Origin of the sequence: Yersinia sp. 22-579, from assembly GCF_030433455.1 — a bacterium.
Lineage (GTDB): Bacteria > Pseudomonadota > Gammaproteobacteria > Enterobacterales > Enterobacteriaceae > Yersinia > Yersinia enterocolitica.
Map to the genome: position 1 here is coordinate 217,441 of NZ_JAUJTZ010000007.1, position 25,337 is coordinate 242,777.

Sequence of the window (25,337 nt, forward strand, 5' to 3'; positions counted from 1 at the left end):
TCTTTAAATGAAAATGATTATCAATATCATTTGCGATGAAGTCAAGCCTTGCCATACAATAAACTAAAACTTACCGATAGTTACCGAATATAGCCTGATCATTATGTTGATAATGGTCAAACTAGGCCAAAAAATCTATTTGGACGAGGTGACAACTTGTATATGCTACCAAACGGCTTATCAGCACGGGGAATACTGTGAATCCAAAAGTCGGTTGCCTAATGGCAATTTTATTGCTGGCGGGGTGTGCGAAACAAACCCCTCCACCGCAAGCAAATAACGGGTGGCTGAAAAAAGCACCTGAAGGTGGTTTCCTTAATGCACCGAAAAGCAGCGCAGGTTCAAGTACAGTTGCGTATAGCGATGTAATTAAACAAGCAGCCAGCCATTATGGTGTCGATGAAACTTTGATTAAAGCCATTATCCAAGTGGAGTCTGGTTATAATCCTGATGTAGTGAGCACTTCAAATGCCGTAGGGCTGATGCAAATTAAAGCCTCTACTGCGGGTCGTGATGCGTACCGTATGAAAGGGCGCAATGGTCAACCAAGTTCTGGTGAATTAAAAGATCCGGTGAAGAATATTGATATTGGGACGGCTTATATCAATATTTTGCAGAATCAGCAGTTAGCGGGAATTAGTGATCCGCAAACATTGCGCTATGCAACTATCGTTTCTTATGCCAATGGTGCGGGGGCGATGCTGCGGACGTTTTCTTCAGATAAACGCCTGGCAGTGAATAAAATAAATAGTCTTAGCCCGAACGAATTTTATCAGCATATACAGAAGAAACATCCGGCCGCACAAGCGCCACGTTATTTGTGGAAAGTCGATACCGCTTACCGGGCGATGTCAGAGTAATATTAAAACGCTAACCGATGTCGTATCAGTATCAGTATCAACATCGGCTAGCGTTTCCTTTAAGCTGTTATCGCACTAGGCAACAACCGGGTGGTAATTGGCAATAATATCCAGTACGCCATTAATAATAAATTGCACGCCCATGCACACCAACAAGAAACCCATCAGCCGTGAAATTGCCTCAATACCACTCTTCCCGACCCAACGCATAATTGCGCCTGAACTGAGCAATGAACCCCATAAGATCAGCGAAACGCTGAGGAAAATCAGTACTGGAGCCACAGTGACAACCCATGGGCTGAACATGTCATGACCTTTTATCGAGGCGGCGGAACTGATTATCATGGCGATGGTACCTGGCCCGGCAGTACTGGGCATGGCTAAAGGTACAAAGGCAATATTGATTGATTTACGCTGCTTTAAGTCCTGTGATTTTGCTTCTAACTGAGTGTCTTCCGCTGATTGCTGTGGGAAAAGCATACGGAAACCAATAAATGCCACAATCAGACCGCCGGCGATACGCAAGCCTGGAATAGAAATACCAAAGGTATTCATCACCACCTGACCGGCGTAAAATGCAATCGTCATAATAAAGAAGACGTAGATTGACGCCATCTTCGACTGATGATTCCGCTCTTCGCTGGTCATATTGCCGGATAAGCCAAGTAATAGAGCCACTGTCGTTAATGGGTTTGCCAATGGCAATAGGAGCACTAAGCCCAGGCCAATGGCTTTAAATAATTCGAGAATACTCTGCATCAATCTTGCTCCGAAAATGACATCAAACCTACCCGATGAAAATACAACATATCAGGTAATTAGCCGTATATCGGGCACATATACCCGCATACGTCATTATTACTTACCTTGCCACTCTACGCGATACATTAGGTAAAAGGCTATATCGCTTTTGTTTCGCCAAGTTATTGGTGTTAATACCACGACACGGGTACTACAACTGATGGGCGACAAAGAGGGTTTGTGATGCAGATCAAATCTCTGGCGGGCAACAGTTGGCTCAATGCCGCAGATTCAGAATAATCATGCCAGTATCAATTTTTGCAAGGAATAGGGATTTGTGCATTTGTGATATCAGCGTCGAAGATGAATTTATTCGTCAGCCATTATCGGCTTCTGTTGCCTGGGTGTTAGATACCCAAGCCGCACGAGCCAGAGGCCGTTTACGCTTTTTAAAACCTAAACGTGAAGCCCGCCCGCGCTGGCGTTTGGCGCCACTCAAGGATACTTACGAAATTCGCTTTTATCCTCACCGTTTGCCAGAGCTGTGGTTTTTCAGTGCGGAAAATGCGGCCCGGAAGCGGCTTTGATCGCGGTCATCTGAGGGTTTTGTTTGACAATACGATAAAATGAATTTATTTTCATTTTTTATGAATTTAAATTCATTTGAGTGATTTATGTCAAATCCGCTATTGCCGGTAGAAAAACAATTTTATGCTTACAATCAACATGATTTAACTGCATTTGTAGCAAATTTTAGTGATTCTTTTATTGCATATCGAATGCCGTCTACCACACCCTCTTTGGTGGGGAAACAGCAACTGACCGACTTCTATCGAACCCAGCGTTTTAATATTCCGGCTTTAAGAGCTGAATTGATTTCACGCAGTGTGCTGGGTAACAAGGTGTTCGATTTGGAAAGAATTCATGGGTTAAGTGATGAACCTATAGAGAGCATGGCTGTTTTTGAAGTCAATGATGGGTTGATTACGACTGCATGGTTTTACTTTAAATAATGCGTCTTTTTTGGACTGTCTACTGATATCAACCGGAGGCTGGCATGGGTTTTACTGATAATGAACGTAGCGCGCTGTTGGCCGTCAAGGGGGTAGGGCCGACAGTTGTTACGCGACTGGAACAACTTGGTTTTACTTCGCTGGCTCAATTGGGCCAGGCCGATATGAATGAAATTGTTAGCAGTGCTGCAGCTATGGTGGGGTCTACCTGTTGGAAAAATAGTCCACAAGCGCGTTCGGCAATTCAAGCTGCGATAGATCTGGCCAAAACACACTCATGATAGTGAGTGTATCTCGGCCATTATCTGCTTTGTTTCCTGTTCTTAAATCCCCCAATACACAGCTTATTTCTTTTTTTGCACGGTGGCGGGATATGGCATCAGCAAGTCATCCAATATCTGCATCCTTTCCTCTACTGGAATATATAACCAACGTGTAAACCAAGGTGTCTTCTCTGTGCACTGTTGATCAGTTTGGCGAAAGTAAAGTTCGAGACCTGACAGAACGTCATCAATCTGTTTCATCCTATTTCTCCCTCTTAGCGACCAGTGAGCAAATCATAGGCAACAAAATACGGAAGAAAAACGGATGGAATCTATTTTATTGTTCAGTATTTAGAGGTGATAATCCGTAGCTGTATGATGTAATAGGAGTTTACTGCGAAAGAGTGTTGTTTTCGGTATTGAGGCGCTAGGTGCTAAAAATAAAACGCCCCGATTGCGTAAACAATCGGGGCGGCGTTCCAGTAACCATTGCTACACGGAAACGGAAATTTATTATGGGCACTTCCTGTAGAAATAGCAATACACCCAGTACTACTCAAAAGCAATAGATCATAATGTAAATCATTGTTGGTGAGAATAAACACCTTTACACAACGGACGCCTGCTGTATGTGTGATAAAATCGGTTCCCTTCGCCAAACGTAACATTTCAAAAAATTGCTCAGGCGATTCAATCGTTTGTCTTTAGTTATTACCGGAAATACCTAATTCTAAAACAGACACATTTTAACTCATCAGAACGCATTTTAGCGATTGGGAGCATGCTATGGTTGGCCCGTTTATTAACAGTGCGGGGATAATCCTGGGTGGTATCGTCGGCGTCTTACTCGCCCGCCATATCCCCAAACGGTTACAAGAGGGATTACCGGCAACCTTTGCCCTGGCATCCATATCTATTGGTATTGTGATGGTGGTAAAAGTGCACTTTATGCCTGCTGTCATTTTGGCATTGATTATTGGGACGGCGGTGGGGGAATTACTATCACTGGAACAGGGGGTTAAGTGGGGGGCCAATAAAACTCGCATGTTGTTAGAACGTATCATTCCTTCTCGCAGTACCTTGCCACCCCAGGAGTTTGCGCAAAGTTTTAGCGCCATGATTGTCTTGTTTTGTGCCAGTGGATTGGGAGTTGTGGGTTCTCTAACGGAAGGTATTACCGGCGATTTTCAGCTGCTATTCGTCAAAGCTCTGATGGACTTTTTCACTGCGCTGATATTTTCCATTTCACTAGGTATTGCACTGGTGGCAATTGCCATTCCTCAATTGCTCATTCAAATCGCATTGGTTTTCCTGGCAAAACTAATTATGCCCTATATGGATGATATCGCCTTTGCCGATTTTTCTGCCTGTGGTGGGATTATTATGATCGCAGTAGGATTACGAATTGCGCAAATTAAAATATTTGCAGTGGTGAATTTTCTACCGGCATTATTGTTTGTCGTGCCAATTTCTTATTTATGGCGCCATTTTATGGCATAAGAATTTTCGGGGATGAGCGATTAACTTCCTGAAACGGTAGACTTCTTTACCAATGCTAGTCATAGAAGCAACCGTTTCAGCGTGGTGCAATGATATGTTTTTATTTGATTATTTTCTATCTAGCCAATTTTCCGGCACAAAAATTTGCCTTTTATTACGCCATCAAAAAAACGACCTTTCGAAACCACAGACATAAAATTCTGATGAACACGCTCCGGGACACCTAGATACTGATAAATCCCTTGTTCACGGAACTGTATCTCCAGCATGCGATTTTCAGGATCATAACCAATCGACAAAATTCTGGAGGATGTAACAGGTTGTCGCTGCAATAGTTGACCCTCAGTTATACGGTGTTGATATTATGCTGATCGTAGAGCAGTTTAAGTATGATAACTTTGTCGACGATCATTATCACTGTTTGGTTGCAGCATTAATAGATTATTCGCCAGGTATTATTGTCATTGCTTTAAGTGATGATAATATGACTCCACTTTATGACATGATCTGGGTCACAAAGTAAACTGTGTACACAGTTGCGTACCAATATAACAAACGTGGGTTAAATTGATGTCGCAACTTTTTGAAGTTAAACAATAATTACGTCTTGCATGTGATCTGTCGTGTGGGTCACCACTGTAGATAAGGAATTAGAATGCCTGTTATTACCCTTCCTGACGGCAGTCAGCGCCAATATGATCACGCCGTTTCTGTCCTTGATGTTGCTTTAGACATCGGCCCCGGTCTGGCAAAAGCCTGTATTGCTGGCCGAGTCAATGGCGAACTGGTTGATGCCAGTGATCTTATCGAATCTGATGCGCAATTGGCTATCATCACCGCGAAAGATGCTGAAGGTCTGGAGATTCTGCGCCATTCTTGTGCTCATTTATTGGGACACGCTATCAAGCAACTTTGGCCAGACACCAAAATGGCGATTGGCCCAGTTATTGACAACGGTTTCTATTACGATGTTGATATCGACCGCACTCTGACGCAGGAAGATCTGGATCTGCTGGAAAAGCGGATGCATGAGCTTGCCGATAAAGATTATGACGTCATCAAGAAAAAGGTCAGTTGGCAAGAAGCCCGTGACACCTTTGCTGCTCGTGGTGAAGATTATAAAGTGGCTATTCTTGATGAGAATATCAGCCGCGACGATCATCCTGGTTTATATCACCATGAAGAATACGTTGATATGTGCCGTGGCCCACACGTGCCTAATATGCGTTTCTGCCATCACTTTAAATTGCAGAAAACATCTGGGGCTTATTGGCGTGGCGACAGCAAAAATAAAATGCTGCAACGTATTTACGGCACGGCTTGGAGTGATAAGAAGCAACTGAATGCTTATCTGCAACGTCTGGAAGAAGCGGCCAAACGCGACCATCGTAAGATTGGTAAGCAACTGGACCTTTACCACATGCAGGAAGAAGCGCCCGGTATGGTGTTCTGGCATAATGATGGCTGGACTATCTTCCGTGAGCTGGAAACTTTTGTGCGCATGAAGCTCAAAGAGTACCAGTATCAAGAAGTTAAAGGGCCATTCATGATGGACCGTGTACTGTGGGAAAAAACCGGGCATTGGGAAAACTATGCTGAGCATATGTTTACCACGTCGTCGGAAAACCGCGAGTACTGCATCAAGCCAATGAACTGCCCAGGGCATGTACAGATCTTCAACCAGGGGTTGAAGTCATACCGTGACCTGCCACTGCGTATGGCTGAGTTCGGTAGCTGCCATCGTAATGAGCCATCAGGCGCGCTGCACGGCTTAATGCGCGTGCGTGGCTTTACTCAGGATGATGCGCATATCTTCTGTACTGAAGAGCAGGTTCGCGATGAAGTGAACAGCTGCATCAAGATGGTGTACGATATGTACAGCACCTTTGGCTTCGAGAAGATTGTGGTTAAGCTGTCCACTCGTCCTGAAAAACGTATCGGTAGTGATGATCTATGGACTCGTGCTGAAGACGATTTAGCCGCTGCGCTGACTGAAAATGGCATTCCATTTGATTATCAGCCGGGTGAAGGTGCCTTCTACGGTCCGAAAATTGAATTTACCTTGCATGATTGTTTGGATCGTGCGTGGCAGTGTGGTACCGTACAGCTCGATTTCTCATTACCGGGCCGCTTAAGTGCGTCTTACATCGGCGAAAACAACGATCGCCAGGTGCCAGTAATGATTCACCGGGCTATTTTGGGGTCAATGGAGCGCTTCATCGGTATTCTCACCGAAGAATATGCAGGGTTCTTCCCAACTTGGTTAGCTCCGGTACAAGTCGTGGTGATGAATATCACCGATAGTCAGTCTGATTATGTCCAACAAGTGACCAAAAAACTGCAAGATGCAGGAATTAGGGCAAAAGCGGACTTGAGAAATGAGAAGATTGGCTTTAAAATTCGTGAACATACGTTGCGTCGGGTTCCATATATGTTGGTCTGTGGCGATAAAGAGGTCGAATCAGGCAAGATTGCCGTTCGTACCCGCCGCGGTAAAGACTTAGGAAGCTTGGATGTCAACGTGGTCGTAGACCAGCTGCTAGCAGAAATTCGCAGCCGTAGTCTTCATCAACTGGAGGAATAAAGTATTAAAGGCGGAAAACGAGTTCAACCGGCGCGTCCTAATCGCATCAACAAAGAGATTCGCGCCACAGAAGTTCGCTTAACAGGCGTCGATGGTGAGCAGATTGGCATTGTCAGTCTGAATGAAGCTCTTGAAAAAGCTGAGGAAGCTGGTGTTGATTTAGTAGAAATCAGTCCGAATGCCGAACCGCCGGTTTGCCGAATTATGGATTACGGCAAATTCCTCTATGAGAAGAGCAAGTCGACAAAAGAACAGAAGAAGAAGCAAAAAGTCATTCAGGTCAAGGAAATCAAATTCCGTCCTGGTACCGATGATGGCGACTATCAGGTCAAACTACGCAACCTGATTCGCTTTCTGGAAGATGGCGATAAAGCCAAAATCACTCTGCGATTCCGTGGACGTGAGATGGCGCACCAACAGATCGGCATGGAAGTTCTTAACCGTGTCAAAAAAGATCTGACTGAGGATTCTGATTTGGCTGTAGTGGAGTCTTTCCCGACTCGTATCGAAGGTCGTCAGATGATCATGGTGCTCGCACCTAAGAAGAGACAGTAAGGCATTCAAGTAATAGGCCTCTCTTTGCTTGCAAAGTAGAAGGTCTATTCGCCTAGCTAGCTCGTTGTAATTAACAATGCGAAGTGGATATATTCAATGCCAAAAATTAAGACAGTACGCGGCGCCGCTAAGCGCTTCAAAAAAACCGGTGCCGGTGGTTTTAAGCGTAAGCATGCCAACCTGCGTCATATTTTGACCAAAAAAGCTACTAAGCGTAAACGTCATTTACGTCCAAAAGGCATGGTATCTAAGAACGATCTAGGTTTGGTCGTAGCATGTCTGCCATACGCATAAGTAATTTTGGTTTGAATTAAGACGATAGGAGAAGTAAATGGCTCGCGTAAAACGTGGTGTGGTAGCTCGTGCACGTCACAAAAAAATCTTAAAGCAAGCGAAAGGTTACTATGGTGCCCGTTCGCGCGTTTATCGTGTTGCTTTCCAGGCAGTGATCAAGGCAGGCCAATACGCCTACCGTGACCGCCGTCAACGGAAGCGTCAATTCCGCCAATTGTGGATTGCACGTATCAACGCAGCAGCTCGTCAGAATGATATGTCTTACAGCAAATTCATTAATGGTCTGAAAAAGGCTTCTATTGAAATTGACCGTAAGATCTTGGCTGACATCGCAGTATTTGACAAAGTGGCATTCTCTGCACTGGTCGAAAAAGCGAAAGCAGCTCTGGCGTAAGTCAGAATTGAAGAGGGAGCTTGTCTCCCTCTTTTAATCTTTAGTTTATTAGTAGAAAGGTCATCGTTATGATGCATGCAGTTACTTTTCGCTTCTTTTTTTACTTTAGCGCCTGATTTCAGGAGGCTTGCGCGTAAGAATAGAAACGAAAAATAGCGCCTAAGCCTCCCATCGTGGAGGCTTTTTTGTTTTTGCTTTACAGCATTTATGATGACTAGAGTAAGGGTGTCGCGGATGTGGTACCTTATTGATTTTGTATGAAAAATTTATTTTATTTATCGGATTTTAACTAATTACAGGTATCCTAAATAATTCGAGTTGCGGGAAGGCGGCAATTGAGCGAATCCCCTGGAGCTTACTCAAGTAAGTGACTGGGGTGAACGAAAGCAGCCAACGCACATGCGGCTTGAAGTATGACGGATATAACTATAAGCGGGCCATATCGGCCAGAGGAAGAGAAAACAATGCCACATCTCGCAGAGCTGGTTGCCAAAGCTAAAGCAGCCGTAGAAGATGCCCAGGATGTTGCCGCGTTGGATTTGGTGCGCGTCGAATATCTAGGCAAAAAAGGCCATTTGACCCTTCAAATGACATCGCTGCGTGAACTGCCAGCTGAAGAACGCCCGGCAGCAGGCGCTGTCATTAATCAGGCCAAACAAGAAGTCCAGGAAGCACTTAATGCTCGCAAGGAAAAGCTGGAATCAGATGTTCTGAATGCCCGATTGGCAGCCGAAACCATTGATGTCTCTTTACCGGGGCGTCGCATGGAAAATGGTGGGTTGCATCCGGTCACTCGTACTATTGATCGCATTGAAACTTTCTTCGGCGAATTGGGTTTTTCAGTAGAATCCGGTCCAGAAATCGAAGATGACTACCATAACTTCGATGCATTGAATATTCCGGCTCATCACCCCGCTCGTGCTGACCATGATACGTTCTGGTTTGATGCCACCCGACTGTTGCGTACCCAGACATCAGGTGTGCAGATTCGCACCATGAAAACCCAGCAGCCACCCATTCGAATTATCGTGCCGGGGCGCGTTTATCGTAATGATTACGACCAAACCCACACACCGATGTTCCATCAAATGGAAGGGCTGATTGTTGACAAAGATATCAGCTTTACCAATTTGAAAGGGACCTTGCACGATTTCCTGCGTAATTTCTTCGAAGAAGATCTGCAAATCCGCTTCCGCCCGTCTTATTTCCCGTTTACCGAGCCGTCTGCTGAAGTTGATGTGATGGGCAAGAATGGTAAGTGGTTGGAAGTGCTGGGTTGCGGTATGGTGCACCCAAATGTATTGAGCAACGTAGGCATTGATCCTGAGGTTTATTCAGGTTTTGCATTCGGTATGGGAATGGAGCGTTTAACTATGCTGCGTTACGGTGTCACCGATCTGCGTGCATTCTTCGAAAACGATCTGCGTTTCCTCAAACAGTTTAAGTAAGGCGGGAATATCTCATGAAATTCAGTGAACTTTGGTTACGCGAATGGGTAAACCCAGCCATTAGCAGTGATGATTTAGCCCATCAAATTACCATGGCCGGTTTGGAAGTTGATGGCGTAGAAGCGGTAGCCGGTGAGTTTAATGGTGTGTTGGTGGGCGAAGTGGTGGAGTGCGGCCAGCATCCAAATGCCGATAAATTACGTGTGACAAAAGTCAACGTTGGCGGTGATCGCCTGTTAGATATCGTTTGTGGTGCGCCAAACTGCCGTCAGGGCTTGAAAGTTGCGGTTGCAACTGTGGGCGCTGTATTGCCGGGTGATTTTAAGATTAAAGCGGCTAAATTACGTGGCGAGCCATCTGAGGGCATGTTGTGCTCTTTCTCCGAACTGGGTATTTCCGAAAACCACGACGGTATTATTGAACTGCCCGCTGATGCGCCGATTGGTGCTAACCTGCGTAATTATCTGAAGTTAGACGACAAAACCATCGAAATCAGTGTCACACCAAACCGTGCTGATTGCCTGGGTATTATCGGTGTCGCACGTGATGTGGCAGTGTTAAATAAGCTGCCACTCACTGAGCCAGAAATCAACCCGGTAGCATCGTCTCTCAAGGACAGTCTTCCGATTCGCGTTGATGCCCCACAAGCTTGTTCGCGTTATCTGGGCCGCGTGGTGAAGGGGATTAATGTTAAGGCCGCCACCCCATTGTGGATGCGTGAGAAACTGCGCCGTTGCGGTATTCGTTCCATCGATCCCGTTGTCGATATTACTAACTTCGTCTTATTGGAGTTGGGTCAACCGATGCATGCGTTTGACTTAGACCGCATAGACGGCGGGATTATTGTTCGCCAGGCGACTGAAGGCGAAGATCTCACCCTGCTAGATGGCACGAAAGTTAAATTGAGTGCAGATACTCTGGTTATTGCTGATCAGCAAAAGCCGTTGGCGATGGCGGGTATTTTTGGCGGCGAGCATTCAGGGGTTAATGAAGAAACACGTAACGTGCTGTTGGAATCTGCTTTCTTCAACCCACTGTCAATTACTGGCCGCGCACGTCGTTATGGTTTGCACACCGATGCCTCCCATCGCTACGAGCGAGGGGTTGATCCTGAACTGCAATATAAAGCGATTGAACGTGCGACGCGCCTGTTGCTTGATATCTGCGGCGGTGAAGCCGGCCCAGTTATTGATGTCACTTCTGCGGAGAATCTACCAAAACGCGCCACAATCACATTGCGTCGTGAGAAACTGGACCGTCTGATTGGTCATTCTGTGCCTTCTGATGAGGTTAGCAACATTCTACGCCGTCTCGGTTGCCAGGTCACAGAGCAAAATTCTGATTGGGTCGCTGTTGCACCAAGCTGGCGTTTCGATATAAAAATCGAAGAGGATTTAGTAGAAGAAGTTGCGCGTATTTACGGCTATGACAATATTCCAAACGTGCCTGTTAAGGCCGATTTGGTGATGACCAAACACCGCGAAGCAAACTTGTCACTCAAGCGCGTTAAAACGGCTTTAGTCGATCGCGGTTATCAAGAAGCAATTACTTACAGTTTTGTTGACCCTAAAGTACAGGCATTGCTGCATCCACAACAAGACGCACTCATCCTGCCAAGCCCAATCTCTGTTGAGATGTCTGCCATGCGGTTGTCATTATTGACGGGTTTACTGTCGGCAGTGGTTTATAACCAGAATCGCCAACAATCTCGCTTACGTTTATTTGAAAGTGGCTTGCGCTTTGTGCCTGATAGTAAAGCAGATTTAGGCGTTAGACAGGATGTCATGCTGGCTGCGGTCATTACTGGTCACCGTTATGATGAACATTGGGATCTGGCGCGCCAGCCAATCGACTTCTATGATTTGAAGGGCGATTTAGAAGCAATTCTGGAACTTACCGGTAAATTATCTGATGTTCAGTTCCGTGCAGAAGCTCATCCTGCACTGCATCCTGGACAGAGTGCTGCAATTTATTTATCAGGCGAACACATTGGTTTCATTGGTGTAGTTCATCCGGAACTGGAACGTAAGCTGGACCTAAATGGTCGCACTGTGGTGTTTGAAGTGCAGTGGAACAAGCTTGCAGACCGCGCCGTGCCTCAAGCGAGCGAAATTTCGCGCTTCCCGGCAAACCGTCGTGATATTGCTGTTGTGGTGGCTGAAAACGTTCCCGCAGAAGATATTTTGGCGGAGTGTAAGAAAGTTGGCGCAAATCAGGTAGTTGGCGTAAACTTGTTTGATGTGTACCGTGGCAAGGGCGTAGCAGAAGGTTATAAGAGTCTGGCTATTAGTCTGGTGTTGCAGGATACCGCCCGTACACTGGAAGAAGAGGAGATCGCCGCGACCGTCGCAAGATGTGTAGAGGCGTTAAAACAGCGATTCCAAGCATCCTTGAGGGATTGAACCTATGGCGCTTACTAAAGCTGAAATGTCAGAACATCTATTTGAAAAGCTTGGGCTTAGCAAAAGAGATGCAAAAGATCTAGTTGAGTTATTCTTTGAAGAGGTTCGTCGTGCTCTTGAGAATGGCGAACAGGTCAAACTGTCTGGCTTTGGCAATTTTGATCTGCGAGACAAGAACCAACGTCCGGGCCGTAATCCGAAGACGGGTGAGGACATTCCTATTACGGCGCGCCGTGTGGTGACTTTCCGTCCAGGACAAAAGCTAAAAAGCCGGGTAGAGAGTGCCACTCCAAAAGAGTGAATTCTTTCCGAAACAAAAGGCCGCGCAAGCGGCCTTTTTCTTATCTGTAACACGTTGAATTAAAATGGTTTTATTGTGTTCTTGTTCACTACTGCCCGCAGCTTAAGCTTTTGTTGCTTTTTTGCTATGTACTAATAATGAATGTCATTGATCCAGATAAGAAATAAAACCTCACATTGAGGAGGGTGCCCGATCTCATTACCCACTTTCTGTTAACCGTATTTTCGGGCAAATTCTTCATCTGAATTGCAAAGATAAATAATAAATTCAATGAAGGCGATAATTGATGGAATGAATGTCCAGCAAAAAATGAGATATAAGAATCCCTGTCCAATCTTACCTAGATAAAATTTGTGCGCGCCAAATCCACCAAGAAAAAACGCCAGAAGAGCCGCAACCACACGATTTCTCTCACCAGTGACTTTTTGAGTTGCGCCGCAACTTGGGCAAGCTTTTGCTGATTCATGTATTTCCTTACCACACCCGCGGCAAAAAACCATGTTTGACATAATGTGTAATCCTTCTAAATTTCAAAGATAATCATAATCAGTACCGTGAACTTACTGAGAGGTTTCAGCAAGGCTGGACTCACAAGTCGTACTGATTTCATTTCGTTTTTAATATGCTAACTTCAGCTCAGTGGTTTTAACACTTAACTGATTGTAATGATTAATAGGCTAGCAATCCATTAGAAGAGGTCTTGAGTGAAATAAAAACACACACGCGGCAGGCTGATTGAAAACCGTTGAGCATCAAAAACGCCTGAAGAGGGACATCAGGTGTTTTAAGAGGGGGAATGTCGCCATATAGCTGGGCCAGTCAAAATAATCATGACCACTATTAATTGAAATAGGATAAAATATTGAGCGAATTGCTTATGGAAATTTATTTAAGAAGGTCTTGGGTAAATAATCAACTTCCAATGATAAAGCTTGGATTTTTCTTATTGAAAGTTGATTTACATTTATTGGACTAATAGGGTTTAGAACTGTGAGTAGTTGTTGTAATGCATGTGAGGACCACCATCCTTGTGGCCACCACCAGGCGGTGGAACGATGCAACAAGCCGATAATACAGAGCTTAATAACAGTACACTCAGAATCAATGTGGTACGTCTCATTATATTAATCTCACACTCTTATTATAGAGTTAAAACAAGAGGGGAAATTATAGTGCAATATGAAATGAGTAACTGTCAGTTGTATGTTAAGAGGTGTTAGTAATAGTAGGAAAATATATGGGTAAGGCATTGTATGAATTGCGTAAACAATATGCAATGAAATGGAAAATGGGAAAATATCTGATAGATGGGTGCTGTTTTCACTGATATAAATTTAGCAACTGTTAAATAATATATTCGGATTGATATGAAAAAAACTCTGCTATTACTGGGCGTCTTGTCATTAATGCCGCAGATCGTGCAGGCAGATGTGTCTCTTGACATCAATGTACCCGGCGTCAGTTTACATTTAGGTGATCAAGATAAGCGTGGCTATTACTGGGATGGCTACGACTGGCGTCCACCACAATGGTGGCATGAGCACCGTGGTGCTCATATTGGCGATCGCAATGAGCGTGGTTATTATTGGGATGGCGGTCGTTGGCAGCATCCACCAGCTCAAGACGGTCATAATCCATTCCGAGAGCAGGGGCATAATGACGGTGGCCCTCATGGTAATCAGCCACAACATAATGAAAATAACGGACATGGCCAACAAGGAAATAATAATGGTCCGGGTAGCAGTGGCAAACCCGGAGGTCAAAATAATCAAGGTGGCCAAAATAATAATGGTGGTCATGGCGGTCAGCAGATCTACCCACCGAAAAATAATGGTTACCGTGGGTAATAAATAATCAATAACGCTTGCGTTGTCACGATAGTCAGTGGATAACGCTAGCGTTAAAAATCATATTTTTCATACAAAACTTCCCCTTGTCCTCCTAACACCCTACTATCTGTGGCTAACAACGAACATCAGATATCTTCAGGTAAATCCTGAGACCCTGGCCGAGGATGTCATGCAAACCAGTCACTTATTTACCGCATTGCAACAGCGGCAGCAACAACGTGATAACCGTTATCTCAAAGGATTGGTTGTCATATTATTGTTGGCGTTGTTTATCAGTCTATGTGCCGGTGATATTTGGCTTTGGCCCACTCAATGGTTCAGTGAAACTGGGCGACTTTTTGTTTGGCAGCTGCGCTTACCTCGAGCATTGGCGGTATTGATGGTAGGGGCAAGCCTTGCCGTATCTGGGGCTGTCATGCAGGCGTTGTTTGAAAATCCATTAGCCGAACCAGGTTTGCTCGGCGTAGCAAATGGCGCGGGCGTTGCACTAGTGATGGCCGTGTTACTCGGGCATGGATTGCTCCCCATTTGGTTTTTAAGTGCTTGTGCAATCGTAGGAGCGTTATTGATGACGATGCTTTTGCTGGGATTCGCCCGTCGACGCTTATTAACCAATGCCCGTTTATTACTGGTTGGGGTGGCTTTAGGTATAGTTTGTAGCGCAATTATGACTTGGGCTGTTTATTTCAGTACCAGCCTCGACCTACGCCAATTAATGTATTGGATGATGGGCGGGTTTAGTGGTATTGACTGGCGACATCAGGGGCTGGTGCTGTCACTGCTACCTATCGTCCTTTGGCTCTGTTGCCAAGGGCATGTACTTAATTTTATGTCACTAGGTGAGCAACAAGCTCAGCAATTAGGTGTTTCACTCCACCTATGGCGAAACTTATTGGTACTTGCTATTGGTCTATTAGTGGGGGTTAGTGTTGCGCTGGCCGGGGTAATAAGCTTCATTGGGCTGGTTATCCCGCATATTTTACGACTGACGGGGTTAACCGATCAGCGCCGGTTATTGGCAGGATGCGCATTAGCCGGAGGGGGGATATTGTTATTAGCTGATATTGTCGCGCGTATTGCCTTATTCTCTGCAGAATTGCCTATAGGTGTGGTGACTGCCACCTTAGGCGCGCCCCTATTTATCTGGTTGCTGACACGTGTTAAAAGTGTAAAGTGATTTGCGTTACACTGACTTATGTTCCTGTAGGTTCATCTGTTTATCATTGCTGAAATAAGGGTACCCCTGATGAGTCATTCAATTTATTCCATCCCAGTAAAAACGATTGAAAGCCAATCCGTTAACCTGGAAAAGTATAAAGGATCGGTTTTGCTGGTGGTCAATGTGGCTTCCCAATGTGGTTTAACCAAGCAGTATGAAGGTTTGGAGAATCTATACAAAACATATCAGCAACAGGGTTTTGAAGTATTGGGCTTTCCAAGCAATGAGTTTGCGGGGCAGGAGCCTGGCAGCGATGCGGAAATTCAGGCATTTTGTCGTGGAACTTTTGGTGTCGATTTCCCGATGTTCAGTAAAATAGAAGTCAATGGCCCACAACGGCACCCTTTATACCAACATCTAATCGCGGCCAAACCTGCGGCAGTAAAACCTGAAGGTAGTGAGTTCTATCAGCGCTTAGCAAGTAAAGGTCGTGAGCCAAAACAGGCCGGCGACATTCTGTGGAACTTTGAAAAATTCTTGATTGGCCGAGATGGTACGGTTCTTGAAAGATTTGCACCCGATATGACGCCAGAAGACCCGATTTTGGTCAATGCTATTACACGCGCATTGGCTGCTCACTAATTTACGGATGAAAGATTTATTTTGATGTTATTGCAACTCAGCAATGTCAGTGTAGATAACCGTCTTGCCCCTTTTTCTACACAGGTCGCAGCTGGATTGCAAACACACTTAATCGGCCCGAATGGAGCGGGGAAAAGCACCTTATTGGCCTCTCTGGCGGGTCTATTGCCCTCTGGTGGGGACATCTCACTTGCGGGGAAGGCATTATCCCTCTATTCGGGGCCTGATTTAGCACGTCTGCGGGCCTATTTATGTCAACAACAATCGGCTCTGACCATGATGCCGGTTTTCCAATACCTTTCGCTTTATCAACCCGCAGGGGCTTCCTTGGACGCCATTGCCACTACCATTGGCTATCTCTGTGAGAGATTACGCTTAACTGATAAGCTACCCCGCATGTTGTCACAACTTTCCGGTGGTGAGTGGCAACGAGTTCGTTTGGCCGCTGTTTTTTTGCAAGTTTGGCCAGATATTAATCCTGACAGTAAATTGCTGCTACTCGATGAGCCATACACTGGTCTTGATGTCGCACAAAAAGTGGCATTGGATAGTTTATTGCGTGAGTTTTGCTCTGCTGGCCGCAGTGCAATCATCAGTGCTCATGACCTTAACCACACCTTGCAACAAGCTGACCAGGTGTGGTTAATGGCGGGTGGGAATGTGCTTGCTCAAGGGAGTACCGATAAAGTGATGAGAGCCAATATACTCTCCGAGATATTTGAGGTTGATTTTCAAATACACAATTTTAATCGACAGAATTGGATTATTACAAAAGACTTTTAACAGTAACATTTGTCATTTATCCATAATTTCCCTTCTGACCACATCTATTTATCTATAGTTTCTATACTTATATTTACAGCACTGATAAAGACAATTAATTATGGCCTTTGCTGTGTTAAGAGGTTTTTTATTTAATTGATTATATTGGTAAAAGCATAGCTTTAGCTTAAAGCAGTCACAACTAATTTTATTGCAAAAAAATCCTATCTTAAGGTTTATTTAAGGTTAGTAAACTAAGCTTCATATTCAGCCAAGAGTGAGTTTATCTGAGTGGCGTTTAGTTTCCGTTAACTTACAAGGGAATATAGTTTCCCAAAGAGCCAAGTACCTAGGGATTTTTCAATGCAGAATTTTTTGCCTTTTTCTCGTCCAGCTATTGGTTCGGACGAAATTAATGCGGTAGTGAATGTACTAGGCTCCGGTTGGATCACCACAGGCCCTCAGAATCAGCAGTTGGAGACTGATTTTTGTGCAGCATTTGGCTGCAAGCATGCAGTCGCCGTCTGTTCTGCTACGGCAGGTATGCATATTACTTTAATGGCGTTAGGGATTGGCCCTGGTGATGAGGTGATTACACCGTCTCAGACGTGGGTTTCAACCATTAATATGATTGTGTTGCTCGGCGCTGAACCTGTCATGGTGGATATCGACCGCGATACATTAATGGTGAATACCGCGGATATCGAAGCAGCAATCACATCCAAAACCAAAGCCATTATTCCTGTGCATTATGCTGGAGCACCTTGCGATCTTGATGCCTTGCGTCAGATTGCTCAACAACACAAAATTCCATTGATTGAAGATGCGGCCCATGCTGTTGGTACACGTTACGGAGATCAATGGGTTGGCGAGAAAGGTACAGCCATTTTCTCTTTCCATGCTATCAAGAACATCACCTGCGCTGAAGGTGGCTTAATTGCGACCGATGATGATGAACTGGCGGCCAGAGTGCGTCGACTCAAGTTTCATGGTCTGGGAGTTGATGCTTTTGATCGCCAAATTCAAGGACGCAGTCCACAGGCTGAAGTTGTCGAGCCGGGGTATAAATACAACTTATCGGATATTCACGCCGCTATTGCTGTTGTTCAGCTCCAGCGTTTACCTGAAATTAACGCTCGGCGTCAGGCCCTGGCCGCTCGTTATCATCAAGCATTAGTCGATTCGCCCTTGCAGCCGCTGTTTGTTCCTGATTATGCCCATCAACACGCCTGGCATCTTTTTATGGTGCGGGTTGATAAGGAACGTTGTGGTATTGACCGCGATTCACTGATGGCACGATTGAAAGAAGTAGGCATAGGCAGTGGCCTGCATTTTCGCGCAGCGCATACCCAAAAGTATTATCGCGAACGCTACCCATCTCTACATTTACCCAATACTGAGTGGAATTCCGCCAGATTATGCACATTACCTCTTTTCCCCGACATGCTGGACAGCGATGTTGATCGGGTAGTGGCTGCATTGGCAACTATTATAGGGCCGCACCGTGTCTGAAAGTGAAAAAATCAAAAAAGTCTCAATCGTTATCCCTGTTTATAACGAGCAAGAAAGCTTGCCGATATTAATAGAGAGAACGTCGGCTGCCTGTAAATTACTGACTCAACCCTATGAAATTATTCTTGTTGATGATGGTAGTAGTGATAATTCAGCTGAACTTTTAACAGCGGCGGCGAATGAACCGGAGAGCCATATCATTGCCGTTTTACTTAATCGTAATTATGGCCAGCATTCAGCCATTATGGCCGGATTCAATCAGGTCAGTGGCGATTTGATCATTACACTTGATGCTGACTTACAAAATCCACCGGAGGAGATCCCTCGACTGGTGAGTGTCGCTGAAGAGGGCTATGACGTGGTAGGTACTGTGCGTGCGCATCGTCAAGATTCAGTGTTCCGTAAAACAGCTTCCCGCATGATCAACATGATGATTCAACGCGCTACAGGGAAATCAATGGGCGATTACGGCTGTATGTTACGGGCCTATCGCCGCCATATTGTTGAAGCAATGTTACATTGCCACGAACGCAGTACCTTTATTCCTATCCTGGCAAATACATTTGCCCGTCGTACGACTGAAATTACCGTTCATCACGCAGAACGTGAATTTGGTGATTCAAAATACAGCCTGATGAAGCTCATCAATCTGATGTATGACTTGATTACTTGCCTAACAACAACGCCATTACGTTTATTAAGCCTGGTTGGCAGTGTCATTGCACTCTCTGGTTTCACTCTTGCCGTGTTGTTAGTGGTTTTACGCTTAGTATTTGGCCCTGAATGGGCAGGTGGCGGCGTCTTTACGCTATTTGCCGTGTTGTTTATGTTCATTGGTGCTCAGTTTGTTGGTATGGGGCTACTCGGTGAATATATCGGTCGTATTTATAACGATGTGCGCGCACGCCCACGTTATTTCATACAGAAAGTGGTCGGCGCTGAGCAGACCGAAAATAATCAGGAAGTAGAAAAATGAAAGCGATTGTCTTTGCCTATCACGATATTGGCTGTGTCGGCCTGAAAGCTCTTGTTGAAGCAGGTTACGATATTCAGGCAGTATTTACCCATACTGACTCACCCAATGAGAATCGCTTTTTCTCTTCTGTAGCCAGAGTGGCTGCGGATTTAGATTTACCTGTATTTGCGCCAGAAGATGTTAACCACCCGTTGTGGATTGAGCGTATTCAGCAATTACAGTCAGATATCATTTTCTCTTTCTATTATCGCAATATGCTTTGTGATGACATTTTGTCGTCGGCTCCGCGTGGAGGATTCAATTTACATGGGTCCTTATTACCGAAATATCGCGGCCGGGCACCGATCAACTGGGCTTTGGTGAATGGCGAGACAGAGACGGGGGTAACCCTGCATCAGATGGTGAAAAAAGCGGATGCAGGCCCGATTGTCGGGCAGCATAAAGTCATGATTAGCGAGAGTGATACGGCATTAACTCTGCATGCAAAAATGCGTGATGCTGCCAATGAATTGCTGCGTGATTTGTTGCCAAAAATGAAAAATGCTTCATTGCCACTGGTGCCACAAAAAGAATCTGAAGCGAGCTATTTTGGTCGTCGTACGGCAGATGATGGTGCAATTGATTGGCAGAAATCAGCATCAGCAATCAATAATCTGGTGCGCGCTGTAACAGAGCCTTATCCCGGTGCATTCAGCTATCTTGGACAACGTAAATTGATTATTTGGCGCTCACGGCCACTCGATGTTGTCCATAGCAAGTTAGCCGGTACTGTGTTGTCAACATCTCCACTGGTTGTTGCATGTGGAGACGGTGCGCTGGAAATTATAACAGGGCAAGGCGAGGAGGGGCTATATGTTCAAGGGAGCCGCCTGGCACAAGAAATGGGAATTGTCACTGGTATCCGTCTAGGCAATAAACCAAGTAAAAAATTGAAAAGACGAACACGCGTATTAATCTTGGGCGTAAATGGCTTCATTGGGAACCATTTAACTGAGCGTTTGTTACGCGATAATCGCTATGAAGTTTATGGTTTAGATATTGGTTCTGATGCCATCTGCCGTTTTCTCGACAATCCAAATTTCCATTTTGTGGAGGGGGACATCAGTATTCATTCCGAATGGATTGAATACCACATTAAAAAATGTGATGTTATCTTACCTTTAGTTGCTATTGCGACCCCAATTGAATATACCCGAAATCCACTGCGAGTTTTCGAATTAGATTTTGAGGAAAACCTAAAAATTGTTCGTGATTGTGTTAAATACAATAAGCGTATTGTTTTCCCGTCGACGTCAGAAGTATATGGCATGTGTGATGATAAAGAATTCGATGAGGATAGTTCGCGGCTTATTGTTGGGCCAATCAATAAACAGCGTTGGATTTACTCGGTCTCCAAACAATTGTTAGACCGTGTTATTTGGGCTTATGGCGCGAAAGAAAATCTGAAATTTACATTGTTCCGTCCATTCAATTGGATGGGGCCACGGTTGGATAACCTTGATGCTGCTCGTATTGGGAGTTCCCGCGCCATTACACAGCTCATTTTAAATCTGGTCGAAGGCTCGCCAATTAAGCTTGTCGATGGTGGGGAGCAAAAGCGCTGCTTTACCGATATTCATGATGGCATCGAAGCACTGTTCCGTATTATTGAAAACCGTGATGGCGCTTGTGATGGGCAAATAATTAATATCGGTAACCCAACGAATGAAGCCAGTATTCGTGAGTTAGCTGAAATGCTATTAAGATGTTTTGAAAAGCATGAGTTACGCCATAATTTCCCGCCGTTCGCTGGCTTTAAGGATATTGAAAGTAGCGCATATTATGGAAAAGGTTATCAGGATGTGGAATACCGTACACCGAGTATCCGCAATGCGCGCCGTATTTTACATTGGCAGCCAGAAATTGCTTTAGAGCAAACCGTCATGGAAACATTGGACTTCTTCCTACGTGGCGTCGTACTTGAACAAAATGTTATTGAGCAAAATAAAACCTCGAAGGATGAGCATTACGTATGAAGCAAGTTGGCCTAAGGATTGATGTAGATACCTACCGAGGAACCAAGGAAGGTGTGCCATCATTGCTTGCTGTTCTGGAAAAACATGATATTAGTGCCAGCTTTTTTTTCAGTGTTGGGCCGGACAATATGGGGCGCCATTTATGGCGTCTTTTCCGTCCTCGTTTTTTGTGGAAAATGCTGCGTTCTAATGCTGCCTCACTTTATGGTTGGGATATTTTGCTGGCAGGCACTGCGTGGCCGGGTAAGCAAATCGCCAAAGACTTTGGGCCACTGATGAAAGCAGCATTACAAGCGGGTCATGAAGTGGGCTTACACGCTTGGGATCATCAAGGCTGGCAAGCTAAAGTGGCAACGTGGTCAGAACAGCAATTAACCGAGCAGGTGCAATTGGGCATTGATGCATTACAACATAGCATTCAGCAGCCGGTGACCTGTTCTGCGGCGGCTGGTTGGCGAGCTGATGAACGCGTTCTGGCGGTTAAACAGTTATTCTCTTTCAGCTATAACAGTGATTGTCGTGGTACTCATCCTTTTCGCCCATTATTACCTGATGGTAGCTTTGGAAGTGTACAAATCCCTGTCACTTTACCCACTTACGACGAAGTTGTTGGTAGAGAAGTTCGGACCGAAGATTTTAATAACTTCATCATAAGTGCCATTTCGCACGACAATGGTGTGCCGGTTTACACTATTCATGCCGAGGTTGAGGGGATGTCACAGGCATTAATGTTCGAGCAATTATTAGTTATGGCGAAAGAGCGCGGTATTCAATTTTGTGCTCTTGGTTCGCTGCTGCCCAAGAATCTGGATTCACTGCCTGTCGGGAAAGTGGTTCGAGCTACCTTCCCTGGTCGAGAGGGATGGTTAGGGTGTCAGTCTGCGTTAGAGGATGCGTAATGAAGCTGTTAAAAGGAAGTGGCGCTGCGCTGCTGGCACTGTTTTTTGCACTGGTTTACCTATTACCCATCAATAGCCGTTTATTATGGCAACCAGATGAAACACGATACGCTGAGATCAGCCGGGAAATGTTACAGCGCGGTGACTGGGTAGTGCCGCATTTGCTGGGAATTCGATATTTTGAAAAACCCATCGCGGGATATTGGTTCAATAATATTAGTCAGTGGATTTTTGGTGATACTAATTTCGCCGTAAGATTCGGTTCAATATTCAGTACTGCACTGAGTGCAGTATTAGTTTATTGGCTGGCAACTCTATTATGGCGTAATCGCTCCACCTCATTTTTAGCGGCATTAATTTATCTCTCTATGCTGTTGGTATTTAGTATTGGTTCTTATGCCGTACTGGATCCGATGATTTCATTGTGGCTGACTGCTTCAATGGTCTGTTTTTATCTCACGCTACGAGCAGAAACGACAAAACAAAAAATAGCAGCCTATCTTCTCCTCGGTTTAGCTTGCGGTATGGGTTTTATGACCAAGGGCTTTTTGGCCTTAGCTGTACCGGTTATTTCAGTATTGCCGATTGTTATTCAGCAAAAAAGGGTAAAAGATCTCATTGTTTTTGGCCCAATAGCTATTGTAGGGGCCGTGATATTGAGTTTGCCTTGGGCATTAGCGATTGCTCAACGCGAGCCTGACTTTTGGCATTACTTTTTCTGGGTTGAACATATTCAGCGATTTGCAGAGAAAGACGCTCAACATAAAGCCCCTATTTGGTATTACTTACCTATTTTATGCCTTGGTGTCTTGCCGTGGTTGGGGTTATTACCAGGGGCACTCCTTAAAGGATGGCGCGAACGGGTTGCCAGGCCGGAGTTATTCTTTTTACTCAGTTGGGTGCTAATGCCGCTGATATTTTTCAGTGTCGCCAAAGGGAAGCTTCCGACATATATTCTACCTTGTATGGCACCGTTATCTTTATTGATGGCGGCCTATGCCACCGATTGTGCCAATAAAATGCATATGCGTGCATTAAAAGTTAATGGTGCGATAAACCTTATTTTTGGGTTTATCTGCGCGTTGGCTATTTTGGTTATTGGTATGGGGTGGGTAGGGCATCTGGTTGCTTATGGGCCACAAGAACATCAAAAAGTTATTCTTGCGGTAATTGCTTTTGCTGGGTGGGGTATAGTCGGTTTTGCAACAATGCGAAATAACGCTCGTCATTGGCGCTGGGCTGCGGCTTGCCCATTACTGTTTATATTGCTTGTTGGCTATCTTATTCCACAGCAGGTTATTGACTCCAAACAGCCACAAAATTTCATCCAAAATAATTTTAATGAACTTAGTAGCAGCCGTTATGTGGCGACAGACAGTGTCGGTGTCGCCGCTGGATTGGCGTGGGAGCTGAAACGTAGCGATATTTTGATGTTCAGCGAGAAGGGTGAGTTATCTTATGGGCTGAATTATGCCGACAGTGGAGATCACTATATAAGTGCACAAGATTTTAGCGACTGGCTAGTTCATGCGAGGCAGAAAGGCGATGTCTCGCTGGTGATTCAATTATCTCGTAATGAAAAAATACCGGATAGTCTGTCAGCAGCGGATAAGGTTAGTCTGATGAATCGCCTGGCGCTTTTGTGGTACAAGAAAACACCATGACAAGCTATTTGTTATTGATAATAGTCAGTTTATTGACTTGTGCTGGGCAGTTGTGCCAGAAGCAAGCTGTGCAATCTTGGGCTTTGCCACCACACTATCGGCTAGCTCCAACATTGCGCTGGCTTGCTAGCGCCGTGGTGTTACTCGGTTTGGGGATGTTGCTGTGGTTACGTTTACTGCAACATTTACCTCTGAGTGTCGCTTATCCGATCCTCAGCTTTAATTTTGTGCTGGTCACCTTAGCTGCCCAATTTTTTTACGGTGAGAAAGCCACTTCTCGCCATTGGTTAGGGATTGCTTCCATTATGTTTGGCATTCTTTTGATTAGTTGGCATCTATGAAAGGGTACTGGTGGGGAATCGGAAGTGTAGTGCTGGTGACCGTTGCCCAATTAATACTCAAGTGGGGCATGATGAATACGCCATTAATGTCATTGGCTGATATTAATGGGCAATTCGTTTTCAATCATCTGCCACAATTTATTGCGGTGATTTGTGGATTGGCGGGATATGCGTTATCAATGTTGTGCTGGTTTTTTGCACTAAGATATTTGCCACTTAATCGTGCTTATCCACTATTGAGTCTCAGCTATGCTTTGGTCTATTTGGGCGCAGTATCTTTGCCGTGGTTCAGTGAATCTGCAACTTTACTGAAAACCTTAGGTGCGGGCTTTATTCTGTTGGGAATATGGCTGATTAATACAAAACCAATAGAAAGGGATTAGCCTGGCTACTGGTAAAGCCAAATGAAGGAATGGCGCCGTTGGGCTTGTCGCGGCATAACCCATCAGAGAGCATCCAGGCACAACAAGCCCTCCACTTGCTGAGCGATTAATAGTCATCATTCGCCTGAATCAAATCCATTATCTCATTCATATAACTTGTCTTTTCCCCACTCGATAGCTAAATTAGCCATACTGATGTCGTTCATTAGCTAATGGCTATTGTCTGATAAATTGGCTAAGGCTTACCTTTGGTGAATTATCGATGCGGATACGTTTCTGGATCTTTCTGGTCAGCATGATCCTCGCCGGCTGTAGTAGCCATGCCCCGACACCAAGTGGTCACTTGTCTGATTCTATTGTAGTGGTTGCCAAACTGAATGAACAACTGCGCCAATGGGAAGGCACACCCTATCGGAATGGTGGGCTAGATCAACGTGGTGTTGATTGTTCTGGTTTTGTATATCGCACATTCCGCGATCGTTTTGATATGCAATTACCCCGTACCACTGTCGCGCAAACCACCTTAGGGACAAAAGTTTCCCGCGATGAACTCATGCCGGGTGATCTCGTATTCTTCAAAACCGGCAGTGGCCAGAATGGGTTGCACGTTGGTATTTACGATACTAATGATGAGTTTATTCATGCTTCAACGAGCAAGGGGGTCATTCGCTCATCGCTGGAGAATGTTTACTGGAAACGGGTGTATTGGCAAGCACGCCGTATGTGAACAGAAAATTGAATCGATAGGCCGAACCTAAAAATATCTGCGTGGGTTATGT

At 45.0% G+C, this 25,337-nt stretch carries 29 protein-coding genes and 1 other annotated feature; of the genes, 25 read left to right on the forward strand and 4 right to left on the reverse strand.

Annotated elements, in window-relative coordinates; translation table 11 throughout:
• Positions 1 to 197 precede the first annotated feature (197 nt).
• A complete protein-coding gene (locus QSV56_RS10895) occupies positions 198 to 860 on the forward strand; it encodes a transglycosylase SLT domain-containing protein (protein ID WP_011816222.1) in 663 nt (220 codons plus the stop codon).
• 75 nt (positions 861 to 935) lie between these two features.
• Here the strand turns inward: QSV56_RS10895 and QSV56_RS10900 are convergent, their stop codons facing one another.
• Positions 936 to 1,619: a MarC family NAAT transporter gene (locus QSV56_RS10900; RefSeq protein WP_019083034.1), complete on the reverse strand. Its 684-nt coding sequence runs from the start codon at positions 1,617 to 1,619 to the stop codon at positions 936 to 938.
• Between the two features lie 317 nt (positions 1,620 to 1,936).
• On the opposite strand from QSV56_RS10900, the gene QSV56_RS10905 reads away from it, so the two are divergent.
• The 3 genes from QSV56_RS10905 to QSV56_RS10915 all read left to right on the forward strand — a co-directional run bounded on the left by QSV56_RS10905 (position 1,937) and on the right by QSV56_RS10915 (position 2,895).
• Entirely contained in the window at positions 1,937 to 2,188 is a 252-nt protein-coding gene (locus tag QSV56_RS10905) for a hypothetical protein (RefSeq protein WP_005161584.1), read from the forward strand.
• Positions 2,189 to 2,275: 87 nt separating this feature from the next.
• Positions 2,276 to 2,614, forward strand: coding sequence for a nuclear transport factor 2 family protein (locus QSV56_RS10910; protein WP_046050991.1), 339 nt, complete (start codon positions 2,276 to 2,278; stop codon positions 2,612 to 2,614).
• A 44-nt stretch (positions 2,615 to 2,658) separates the two neighbouring features.
• Positions 2,659 to 2,895: a Pathogenicity locus gene (locus tag QSV56_RS10915; protein ID WP_019079288.1), complete on the forward strand. Its 237-nt coding sequence runs from the start codon at positions 2,659 to 2,661 to the stop codon at positions 2,893 to 2,895.
• Positions 2,896 to 2,958: 63 nt separating this feature from the next.
• On the opposite strand, the gene QSV56_RS10920 is transcribed toward QSV56_RS10915, so the two are convergent.
• On the reverse strand, positions 2,959 to 3,138 hold the full coding sequence (locus tag QSV56_RS10920; RefSeq protein ID WP_046050989.1) for a hypothetical protein: 180 nt from the start codon (positions 3,136 to 3,138) through the stop codon (positions 2,959 to 2,961).
• A gap of 525 nt (positions 3,139 to 3,663) precedes the next feature.
• Here QSV56_RS10920 and QSV56_RS10925 point away from each other — a divergent pair.
• Complete coding sequence (locus QSV56_RS10925) at positions 3,664 to 4,377, forward strand: DUF554 domain-containing protein (protein WP_019079290.1); 714 nt, start codon at positions 3,664 to 3,666, stop codon at positions 4,375 to 4,377.
• Positions 4,378 to 4,496: 119 nt separating this feature from the next.
• On the opposite strand, the gene QSV56_RS10930 is transcribed toward QSV56_RS10925, so the two are convergent.
• On the reverse strand, positions 4,497 to 4,709 hold the full coding sequence (locus QSV56_RS10930; protein WP_005161573.1) for a KTSC domain-containing protein: 213 nt from the start codon (positions 4,707 to 4,709) through the stop codon (positions 4,497 to 4,499).
• A gap of 323 nt (positions 4,710 to 5,032) precedes the next feature.
• On the opposite strand from QSV56_RS10930, the gene thrS reads away from it, so the two are divergent.
• From thrS to ihfA, 8 genes are all read left to right on the forward strand, one after another.
• Positions 5,033 to 6,961 carry a threonine--tRNA ligase gene (gene thrS, locus QSV56_RS10935; RefSeq protein WP_005170086.1) on the forward strand — a complete coding sequence of 643 codons (1,929 nt, stop codon included), beginning with the start codon at positions 5,033 to 5,035 and terminating at the stop codon, positions 6,959 to 6,961.
• Positions 6,962 to 6,964: 3 nt separating this feature from the next.
• The gene (infC, locus tag QSV56_RS10940; protein WP_011816226.1) at positions 6,965 to 7,516 is read left to right on the forward strand and encodes a translation initiation factor IF-3; all 552 of its coding nucleotides are present in this window, start codon (positions 6,965 to 6,967) and stop codon (positions 7,514 to 7,516) included.
• 96 nt (positions 7,517 to 7,612) lie between these two features.
• Complete coding sequence (gene rpmI / locus QSV56_RS10945; protein WP_004713020.1) at positions 7,613 to 7,810, forward strand: 50S ribosomal protein L35; 198 nt, start codon at positions 7,613 to 7,615, stop codon at positions 7,808 to 7,810.
• Positions 7,811 to 7,847: 37 nt separating this feature from the next.
• Positions 7,848 to 8,204 (forward strand): 50S ribosomal protein L20, encoded by a 357-nt coding sequence (gene rplT, locus QSV56_RS10950; protein ID WP_004393357.1) that lies wholly within the window; start codon positions 7,848 to 7,850, stop codon positions 8,202 to 8,204.
• Between the two features lie 67 nt (positions 8,205 to 8,271).
• Positions 8,272 to 8,394 (forward strand) — a sequence feature (Phe leader region).
• Entirely contained in the window at positions 8,276 to 8,320 is a 45-nt protein-coding gene (gene pheM, locus QSV56_RS21960; RefSeq protein ID WP_223300610.1) for a pheST operon leader peptide PheM, read from the forward strand. Its footprint overlaps the feature before it by 45 nt.
• 274 nt (positions 8,395 to 8,668) lie before the next feature.
• The gene (gene pheS, locus QSV56_RS10955; RefSeq protein WP_019083037.1) at positions 8,669 to 9,652 is read left to right on the forward strand and encodes a phenylalanine--tRNA ligase subunit alpha; all 984 of its coding nucleotides are present in this window, start codon (positions 8,669 to 8,671) and stop codon (positions 9,650 to 9,652) included.
• Between the two features lie 14 nt (positions 9,653 to 9,666).
• Positions 9,667 to 12,054, forward strand: coding sequence for a phenylalanine--tRNA ligase subunit beta (gene pheT, locus QSV56_RS10960; RefSeq protein WP_301212326.1), 2,388 nt, complete (start codon positions 9,667 to 9,669; stop codon positions 12,052 to 12,054).
• A gap of 4 nt (positions 12,055 to 12,058) precedes the next feature.
• Positions 12,059 to 12,355, forward strand: coding sequence for an integration host factor subunit alpha (ihfA, locus tag QSV56_RS10965; protein ID WP_002211830.1), 297 nt, complete (start codon positions 12,059 to 12,061; stop codon positions 12,353 to 12,355).
• A gap of 212 nt (positions 12,356 to 12,567) precedes the next feature.
• Here the strand turns inward: ihfA and QSV56_RS10970 are convergent, their stop codons facing one another.
• Positions 12,568 to 12,864: a TM2 domain-containing protein gene (locus tag QSV56_RS10970; protein ID WP_032908420.1), complete on the reverse strand. Its 297-nt coding sequence runs from the start codon at positions 12,862 to 12,864 to the stop codon at positions 12,568 to 12,570.
• Between the two features lie 858 nt (positions 12,865 to 13,722).
• Between QSV56_RS10970 and QSV56_RS10975 the strand changes: the two genes are divergently transcribed.
• From QSV56_RS10975 to QSV56_RS11030, 12 genes are all read left to right on the forward strand, one after another.
• Positions 13,723 to 14,202 carry a DUF2502 domain-containing protein gene (locus QSV56_RS10975; RefSeq protein WP_046050985.1) on the forward strand — a complete coding sequence of 160 codons (480 nt, stop codon included), beginning with the start codon at positions 13,723 to 13,725 and terminating at the stop codon, positions 14,200 to 14,202.
• A gap of 172 nt (positions 14,203 to 14,374) precedes the next feature.
• A complete protein-coding gene (btuC, locus tag QSV56_RS10980) occupies positions 14,375 to 15,382 on the forward strand; it encodes a vitamin B12 ABC transporter permease BtuC (protein ID WP_301212330.1) in 1,008 nt (335 codons plus the stop codon).
• Positions 15,383 to 15,451: 69 nt separating this feature from the next.
• Entirely contained in the window at positions 15,452 to 16,006 is a 555-nt protein-coding gene (locus QSV56_RS10985) for a glutathione peroxidase (protein ID WP_046050984.1), read from the forward strand.
• 24 nt (positions 16,007 to 16,030) lie between these two features.
• Entirely contained in the window at positions 16,031 to 16,789 is a 759-nt protein-coding gene (gene btuD / locus QSV56_RS10990) for a vitamin B12 ABC transporter ATP-binding protein BtuD (protein ID WP_301212332.1), read from the forward strand.
• Between the two features lie 342 nt (positions 16,790 to 17,131).
• Complete coding sequence (gene arnB, locus QSV56_RS10995; protein ID WP_019083041.1) at positions 17,132 to 18,280, forward strand: UDP-4-amino-4-deoxy-L-arabinose aminotransferase; 1,149 nt, start codon at positions 17,132 to 17,134, stop codon at positions 18,278 to 18,280.
• Positions 18,273 to 19,256, forward strand: a complete 984-nt coding sequence (gene arnC / locus QSV56_RS11000) for an undecaprenyl-phosphate 4-deoxy-4-formamido-L-arabinose transferase (RefSeq protein WP_019079301.1) — start codon at positions 18,273 to 18,275, stop codon at positions 19,254 to 19,256. Before arnB ends, arnC begins: the two co-directional genes overlap by 8 nt.
• Entirely contained in the window at positions 19,253 to 21,271 is a 2,019-nt protein-coding gene (gene arnA / locus QSV56_RS11005; RefSeq protein ID WP_050158106.1) for a bifunctional UDP-4-amino-4-deoxy-L-arabinose formyltransferase/UDP-glucuronic acid oxidase ArnA, read from the forward strand. Before arnC ends, arnA begins: the two co-directional genes overlap by 4 nt.
• Entirely contained in the window at positions 21,268 to 22,170 is a 903-nt protein-coding gene (gene arnD / locus QSV56_RS11010; protein ID WP_046050981.1) for a 4-deoxy-4-formamido-L-arabinose-phosphoundecaprenol deformylase, read from the forward strand. The genes arnA and arnD overlap by 4 nt, the downstream gene beginning before the upstream one ends.
• Complete coding sequence (gene arnT, locus QSV56_RS11015; protein WP_301212337.1) at positions 22,170 to 23,834, forward strand: lipid IV(A) 4-amino-4-deoxy-L-arabinosyltransferase; 1,665 nt, start codon at positions 22,170 to 22,172, stop codon at positions 23,832 to 23,834. The genes arnD and arnT overlap by 1 nt, the downstream gene beginning before the upstream one ends.
• Complete coding sequence (gene arnE, locus QSV56_RS11020; RefSeq protein WP_050121771.1) at positions 23,831 to 24,175, forward strand: 4-amino-4-deoxy-L-arabinose-phosphoundecaprenol flippase subunit ArnE; 345 nt, start codon at positions 23,831 to 23,833, stop codon at positions 24,173 to 24,175. Before arnT ends, arnE begins: the two co-directional genes overlap by 4 nt.
• The gene (gene arnF, locus QSV56_RS11025) at positions 24,172 to 24,558 is read left to right on the forward strand and encodes a 4-amino-4-deoxy-L-arabinose-phosphoundecaprenol flippase subunit ArnF (RefSeq protein ID WP_046695040.1); all 387 of its coding nucleotides are present in this window, start codon (positions 24,172 to 24,174) and stop codon (positions 24,556 to 24,558) included. The genes arnE and arnF overlap by 4 nt, the downstream gene beginning before the upstream one ends.
• 262 nt (positions 24,559 to 24,820) lie before the next feature.
• Positions 24,821 to 25,285 carry an NlpC/P60 family protein gene (locus QSV56_RS11030; protein ID WP_005169395.1) on the forward strand — a complete coding sequence of 155 codons (465 nt, stop codon included), beginning with the start codon at positions 24,821 to 24,823 and terminating at the stop codon, positions 25,283 to 25,285.
• Positions 25,286 to 25,337: the final 52 nt, after the last annotated feature.

Excerpts from the sequence above, each read along its gene's own strand:
- arnE (WP_050121771.1), top strand. The coding sequence starts at position 23,831 with ATGACAAGCTATTTGTTATTGATAATAGTCAGTTTATTGACTTGTGCT.
- QSV56_RS10900 (WP_019083034.1), bottom strand. The coding sequence starts at position 1,619 with ATGCAGAGTATTCTCGAATTATTTAAAGCCATTGGCCTGGGCTTAGTG.
- ihfA (WP_002211830.1), top strand. The coding sequence starts at position 12,059 with ATGGCGCTTACTAAAGCTGAAATGTCAGAACATCTATTTGAAAAGCTT.
- QSV56_RS10910 (WP_046050991.1), top strand. The coding sequence starts at position 2,276 with ATGTCAAATCCGCTATTGCCGGTAGAAAAACAATTTTATGCTTACAAT.
- rplT (WP_004393357.1), top strand. The coding sequence starts at position 7,848 with ATGGCTCGCGTAAAACGTGGTGTGGTAGCTCGTGCACGTCACAAAAAA.
- QSV56_RS10915 (WP_019079288.1), top strand. The coding sequence starts at position 2,659 with ATGGGTTTTACTGATAATGAACGTAGCGCGCTGTTGGCCGTCAAGGGG.
- btuD (WP_301212332.1), top strand. The coding sequence starts at position 16,031 with ATGTTATTGCAACTCAGCAATGTCAGTGTAGATAACCGTCTTGCCCCT.
- QSV56_RS11030 (WP_005169395.1), top strand. The coding sequence starts at position 24,821 with ATGCGGATACGTTTCTGGATCTTTCTGGTCAGCATGATCCTCGCCGGC.
- arnF (WP_046695040.1), top strand. The coding sequence starts at position 24,172 with ATGAAAGGGTACTGGTGGGGAATCGGAAGTGTAGTGCTGGTGACCGTT.
- pheT (WP_301212326.1), top strand. The coding sequence starts at position 9,667 with ATGAAATTCAGTGAACTTTGGTTACGCGAATGGGTAAACCCAGCCATT.
- arnA (WP_050158106.1), top strand. The coding sequence starts at position 19,253 with ATGAAAGCGATTGTCTTTGCCTATCACGATATTGGCTGTGTCGGCCTG.
- QSV56_RS10920 (WP_046050989.1), bottom strand. The coding sequence starts at position 3,138 with ATGAAACAGATTGATGACGTTCTGTCAGGTCTCGAACTTTACTTTCGC.
- QSV56_RS10925 (WP_019079290.1), top strand. The coding sequence starts at position 3,664 with ATGGTTGGCCCGTTTATTAACAGTGCGGGGATAATCCTGGGTGGTATC.
- thrS (WP_005170086.1), top strand. The coding sequence starts at position 5,033 with ATGCCTGTTATTACCCTTCCTGACGGCAGTCAGCGCCAATATGATCAC.
- rpmI (WP_004713020.1), top strand. The coding sequence starts at position 7,613 with ATGCCAAAAATTAAGACAGTACGCGGCGCCGCTAAGCGCTTCAAAAAA.
- btuC (WP_301212330.1), top strand. The coding sequence starts at position 14,375 with ATGCAAACCAGTCACTTATTTACCGCATTGCAACAGCGGCAGCAACAA.
- arnT (WP_301212337.1), top strand. The coding sequence starts at position 22,170 with ATGAAGCTGTTAAAAGGAAGTGGCGCTGCGCTGCTGGCACTGTTTTTT.
- QSV56_RS10970 (WP_032908420.1), bottom strand. The coding sequence starts at position 12,864 with ATGTCAAACATGGTTTTTTGCCGCGGGTGTGGTAAGGAAATACATGAA.
- arnD (WP_046050981.1), top strand. The coding sequence starts at position 21,268 with ATGAAGCAAGTTGGCCTAAGGATTGATGTAGATACCTACCGAGGAACC.
- QSV56_RS10985 (WP_046050984.1), top strand. The coding sequence starts at position 15,452 with ATGAGTCATTCAATTTATTCCATCCCAGTAAAAACGATTGAAAGCCAA.
- pheS (WP_019083037.1), top strand. The coding sequence starts at position 8,669 with ATGCCACATCTCGCAGAGCTGGTTGCCAAAGCTAAAGCAGCCGTAGAA.
- QSV56_RS10975 (WP_046050985.1), top strand. The coding sequence starts at position 13,723 with ATGAAAAAAACTCTGCTATTACTGGGCGTCTTGTCATTAATGCCGCAG.
- arnB (WP_019083041.1), top strand. The coding sequence starts at position 17,132 with ATGCAGAATTTTTTGCCTTTTTCTCGTCCAGCTATTGGTTCGGACGAA.